The organism is Corallococcus sp. 4LFB, from assembly GCF_046520365.1.
GTDB classification, from domain to species: domain Bacteria; phylum Myxococcota; class Myxococcia; order Myxococcales; family Myxococcaceae; genus Corallococcus; species Corallococcus caeni.
Genome location: NZ_JBKGHJ010000522.1, coordinates 1 through 5,393, shown reverse-complemented (window position 1 = coordinate 5,393; position 5,393 = coordinate 1). Strand labels below are relative to the sequence as shown.

Here is a 5,393-nt window from a genome sequence, read left to right as displayed (position 1 = left end):
TTACCGGTACGGCCCGCGCCCCGCGCGGCCTTGCCGTAGGTGGCGCCTTCCGCGGCGTCGGACTCCGTCACTTCCTCACCGTCGTCATCGAACGACGGCACGCCCTCCAGGTCCACGTCCGCGGCCGCGTCATCGTCCGCGTCCAGCGTCGCCCCGCGCTTGGCGAACTTCGGCGGACGCGTGCCGCCGTCCTGCACGCCCTTCCACTCCTTGCGCTCCGGACGCGCGTCGCGGGTCTTCGGCCCCGTCGGGGCCTTCTTGGCGGCCGCGCGCTCCGTCTTGCGCGGCGCCACCGGCGCGTCGTCGTCCATGGACAGCTCGGCGTCGTCGTCGTCCGGCCCGTTGAAGCCCGGCGCGGAACGGCCGTGACGGCGCGGCGGCAGCTTCAGCTCCGAGGCGCTCGGCTGCGCGCGGCCCTCCGCCACCTCCGTGAGCTGGTGCACCTCGGCGACCTTCAGCGGCCGCAGCTCGCCGGGGCGCAGCCCCTCCACGCCCACGCCCGCGTAGTTCGGACGGAACAGGCGCACCACCGGGTGCCCCACCGCCGCGCACAGGCGCTTGATGAGGTGCGGACGGCCTTCCGCCACGACGATCTTCAGCCAGGTGTTGCGCTCGGCCTTCTCGAAGATGTCCACCGACACCGGCGTGGCCATGCCGTCTTCCAGCCGCACGCCTCCGCGCAGCTTCTCCAGCGTGGGCATGTCCGGCACGCCCTTCACCTTCGCCAGGTACGAGCGCGGCACCTGGAAGCTGGGGTGCGTGAGCTTGTGCGCCAGCGCCCCGTCATCCGTGAAGAGCAGCGCCCCTTCCGCGTCGTAGTCCAGACGGCCCACGGGGAACAGGCGGCGGCCCGTCTCCTCCACGTAGCTGGCCACCGTGGGCCGGCCCTGCGGATCCGACAGCGTCGTCACGACGCCCACGGGCTTGTAGAGCAGGTAGTACGACGATTCTTCCGGCGGCGTGACGAGCTTCCCATCGACGGTCACCAGGTCCGTGCCGGGCTCCACCCGGCTGCCCAGCTCCGTCACCGTCTGGTTGTTCACTCCGACGCGACCGGAGGTGATGAGTTCTTCCGCGTGCCGGCGCGAAGCCACTCCCGCGCGAGCCAGGTACTTCTGCAAACGTTCCGCCGCCATGCCTTGCCTTCTTCCAGTTGTTGCCGCCCGTCACTCGGGCTTGGGCCCCTCGCTATCACCCTTCTCGGGCGAAGGGGGGCTTTCCAGGATGCTGGCGCTGACCTTCTGGCTCCGCTCCGCGGCGGCCATGGCCTCCTCCAGCTCCTCCAGCGCGGCCTCGCTCGCGGCCGCGTTCTTCTCCATCCGCTTCGTGAAGTTCGGGTCCGACAGCGCCGCCACCGTCCCCGACGCCACCGGCGCCGGCGGCGCCGCCTCCTTCTCCACGATGTCCCGGTGCTCCTGGGTCAATTCATGGAATTCGCGGAGCGTGGGCAGCGCGGACAGGTCCTTCAGCGCGAAGAACTCCAGGAACTCGCGCGTGGTTCCATAAAGAATGGGGCGGCCGACTTCTTCCCGCTTGCCCAGGATTTTCACCAGCTTGCGGTCCATCAGCGCCTTGAGCACCGCGCCGCAGTCCACGCCGCGGATGTCCTCCAGCTCCGGCCGGGTGACGGGCTGGCGGTACGCGATGATGGCCAGCGTCTCCACCGCCGCCCGGGTGAGCCGCTGCGGCTTCACCCGCAGGTAGCGCCGGACGTACTCCGCGGAGTGGGGGTCCGTGCGGAACTGCCACCCGCCCGCCACCTCGTAGAGCACCACGCCGCTGATGCCTTCCCGGTGGATGCCGGAGAGCTGATCCAGCGCCTGGAGGATGGGCTCCCTCGGGATGCCGGTGGCCTGGTACAGCTCGTCCACGGACAGGGGGCGCTCGGCGACGAAGAGCACGCTCTCCAGCACCGTGCGGATGCGGTCCGGGGAGAGGTTGCGGCTCTTGGCGACCAGCTTCTCGAAGGAGGACTGGAGGTCCGGGACGTTCTCGGTGTCGTCGGAGTCCTCCTCGATGGCGGCCGCCTCCACCCCGTCCAGCTCCGCGTCGTCGGGGCCAGGGCCGGTGACGGCGGCGATCTCCTCCTCGGAGAACTGTCCGGGGCCGCCGGGCGTGCCGGGGGCGGGCGTCTCGTCACCGTCGTCGGGACCGTTACCGGTAGTCACTCTCGTCGACCTCCGTGGGGAGCAGCTTGTCCAGCGCGTCCCCGTTGGGCGTCACCTGGATGGGGCCCAGGGGCTCCTCCTGGAAGACCCTGATGAGGCGGCGCTTCACCATCTCCAGCATGGCGATGAAGGTGATGACCACCTCCTGGCGCGTGGCCGCCTCCGTGAACAGCGCCTCGAACACCACCTGCCCGTCCTTGCGCACCCGCTCCGCCATCCGGAGGATGGCCTCCGACAGGCTGACGCGCTCCAGCACCACCTCGTGCTGCACCTTGGGCGTCAGCCGCTCGAGCACCCGGTCGAGCGCCTCCACCAGCTTGAGGACGGAAATCTCCTGAAGGCCGACCTCGTCCTCGGGGATGGGGACGGCCTCCACGGGCACCTTCCGGGCGAACACGTCCCGGTCCAGGATGTCCTGCTTGGCCAGGTGCTCCGCGGCGTCCTTGTACTTCTGGTACTCCAACAGCCGCCGCACCAGCTCCGCGCGAGGGTCCTGCGCCTCCTCCACCGCCGCGAGCGCGTCCGCCCCCTCCGGCACCTGGGCCGCGTCCTGCCGGGGCAGGAGCATGCGGCTCTTCAGGTGGGCGAGCGTGGAGGCCATCACCAGGAACTCGCCGGCGATGTCCAGGTTCAGCTCCCGCATCCGCTCCAGGTACTCGAGGTACTTGGCCGTAATCAGCGCCAGCGGGATGTCGAAGATGTCGACCCGGTGCTCCTTGATGAGATGGAGCAGCAGGTCCAGGGGACCCTCGAAGTTGGGCAGCGCCACCCGGAAGGCGTCTCCGGGCGTGCGCGGCAATCCCTCCCCGTCGGGGTCCGGCGGGAGGTCGTCGGGCGGTGGGGGCTTGCGACCTTCGCTCACCGGCCGGCGTCCTTCTGGGGGGATGGGAACTTCGTCATGCGAAAGGGTCCGAATTTCCGGCCTTTAGCGAGCGCCGGGGGGACAGACCTCCTTAGCAATGCCTCCCAGGTGGGTCAAACATTTGAACAGGAACGGGCGTTCAGGGGATTCCCACGGCCCGCCTCACCTGGTCCATCAGGCGGGTGGCTTCGGCCCGGGCGCGCTGGGCGCCGTCCTGGAGGATGCGCTCCAGCTCACCGGGGTCGTTGAGCAGCTCCTGCCGGCGCTGGCGGGCGGGGCCGAAGGTGGCGTGGAAGGCCTCCAGCAGCTTCTTCTTGTAGTCGCCGTAGCCCTTGCCGCCGGCCTTCCAGGACGCGTCCACGTCGGAGAACTCGCCGGCCGGGAGCATCAGCTTGAGCAGATCATAGAGCGGCGCGTCCGTGGTGGGCTTGGGAGCCTCCACCGGCGTGGAGTCCGTCTTGATGGACATGATGCGCTTCTTGATGTCCTTCTCCTCGCCGAACAGCTCCAGCGTGTTGCCGTAGGACTTGGACATCTTGCGCCCGTCGATGCCGGGCACCGTGGCGGAGTGCTCCTGCACGAACGCGGAGGGGAGCTTGAGGATGCCGGGGGCGTGGCCCCGCTCCTTGCCTTCCGGATCCGCCGGGTCGTAGCCGGGGACGTACTGGGTGTTGAACTTCACGGCCCAGTCGCGCGCGAACTCGATGTGTTGAATCTGATCCTTGCCCACCGGGACCTGGTCCGCGCTGTAGAGCAGGATGTCCGCCGCCATGAGCACCGGGTAGGCGAACAGGCCGAAGTCCGGGCTGATGTTGTTGGCGATCTTGTCCTTGTAGCTGTGGGCGCGCTCCAGGTGGGCCTGGGGCACCACGGTGCCGAGGATCCAGTTGAGCTCCAGGACCTCCTTCACGTCGCTCTGGCGGAAGAGGACGGCCTTCTTCGGATCCAATCCCAGCGACAGGTACGTGAGGGCCGCGTCGCGCGTCAGGTCCAGGGCCAGCTTCGGATCCCGCACGGTGGTGAGCGCGTGGTAGTTGGCGATGAAGTAGTAGGCCTCGCCCTGATCCTGGAGCTGCACGAACTGCCGCATCGCCCCGTAATAGTTGCCGATGTGCAGCCTTCCGGACGACTGGACGCCTGAGAGAATCCGCATCGCGATTCGCGCTCCGAATGACGGGTGGAGGACACGGCTCGTTCGCACACCCGCCGTCATGCTGCAACCTTCCGTTGGGACAGGTGGGCCCTTTCAACGCCTGACATTCGCGTGCCCTGCCCTCCTGGAACATTTCGCCCCGACAGGAAAAGCCCAGCAGTTTCGAGGGGTTGAGGAGGCTCGGGTCTGTCGCTACCCTGGCGGCCGGCGTAGCACGTGGCCCGCCTTGGAGGGCGCCAACGGATGGAAGCGTTCACGGGAAGCCTGGCCAGCTATCGGCTCCAGCTGGTGTTGCCTCCGCTGTTCACGACGCCCGGGTTGGAGGGGACGCTGCGGGTGGAGCGGGGCGCGGTGCGGCGGGAGTTCTACCTGCGGGACGGGCACCTGGTGGGGGTGGCCTCCACGGACCCGAGGGAGCACCTGGCGCAGGTGCTGGTGAACCTGCGCATCCTGGACGCGCCCCGGGCGGCGGCGGCGTTCGAGTCAGCGGAAGGGGCGAACCTGCCCTACGGCACGTTCCTGGTGCAGCGCTGCTTCGTTGAGCTGTCGCAGCTGACGGAGGCGATGGAGCACAAGGCGCGCGAGGCGCTGTTCGACTGCTACGCGTGGGAGTCGGGCGAGGTGGAGTTCACGCCGGGGCTGCCGTTGTCGGGGCGCGCGGTGGGGTTGCGGCTGCCGTTGAGCACGTTGCACCGGGACGCGGTGGCGCGGGTGCAGGAGTGGGCGCAGTTCCGGGACATCTTCCCGCGCCTGGACACGACGTTCCGCGTGTTCCGCGAGTTCGCGGTGGAGACCTTCTCCGAGGAGGAGGACGTGCTCCTGGACCTGGCGGCGGGCGGCGCGACGCTGGGCGAATTGCTGGCGAGCGCGAGAGAGGCTCCGTTGTTCGCGGCGCGCTGGGTGTTGCACCTGTACCGGCGAGGGGCGCTGGCGCCGCACCGGACCACGGGGCTGACGGTGGGCGAGTCCACGGAGTTCACGGAGCTGCTGGCGCTGGTGAGGGCGTTCCTGTCGTCGCGCAAGTACGACCTGGCGGTGGCGCTGGCGGCGCAGGTGCTGGAGCGGGGGCCGGTGCCGGAGGCGCACGCGCTGTACCGCGAGGCGGAGGTGGGGCTGACGCTGTCGTTGAGTGACGCGCTGTTCGCGTTGGATGGGAGGCTGGTGTTCGAGCCCATCCCCCGCCCTGCCCCGCCGGACCTGACGGCGGACG

General features: G+C 69.5%; 5 protein-coding genes. 1 reads left to right on the top strand and 4 read right to left on the bottom strand.

Translation table 11 applies throughout. The annotated features are described in order from the left end of the window. The 4 genes from ACLEQD_RS35840 to trpS all read right to left on the bottom strand — a co-directional run. Positions 1-1,136, bottom strand: a 1,136-nt coding sequence (locus ACLEQD_RS35840) for a pseudouridine synthase (protein ID WP_410390326.1), incomplete at its 3' end; no start/stop codon positions are given. Between the two features lie 30 nt (positions 1,137-1,166). Beyond that, the gene (scpB, locus tag ACLEQD_RS35835; protein WP_410390324.1) at positions 1,167-2,168 is read right to left on the bottom strand and encodes an SMC-Scp complex subunit ScpB; all 1,002 of its coding nucleotides are present in this window, start codon (positions 2,166-2,168) and stop codon (positions 1,167-1,169) included. Further along, positions 2,155-2,967, bottom strand: a complete 813-nt coding sequence (locus ACLEQD_RS35830; RefSeq protein ID WP_410390327.1) for a segregation and condensation protein A — start codon at positions 2,965-2,967, stop codon at positions 2,155-2,157. The genes scpB and ACLEQD_RS35830 overlap by 14 nt, the downstream gene beginning before the upstream one ends. A gap of 202 nt (positions 2,968-3,169) precedes the next feature. Then, a complete protein-coding gene (gene trpS / locus ACLEQD_RS35825; protein ID WP_410390322.1) occupies positions 3,170-4,183 on the bottom strand; it encodes a tryptophan--tRNA ligase in 1,014 nt (337 codons plus the stop codon). Positions 4,184-4,426: 243 nt separating this feature from the next. Here trpS and ACLEQD_RS35820 point away from each other — a divergent pair. Then, on the top strand, positions 4,427-5,393 hold a 967-nt coding region (locus tag ACLEQD_RS35820; protein ID WP_410390320.1), incomplete at its 3' end, for a DUF4388 domain-containing protein.

Coding starts and splice junctions, on each gene's coding strand:
- trpS (WP_410390322.1), bottom strand. CDS start 4,183: ATGCGGATTCTCTCAGGCGTCCAGTCGTCCGGAAGGCTGCACATCGGC.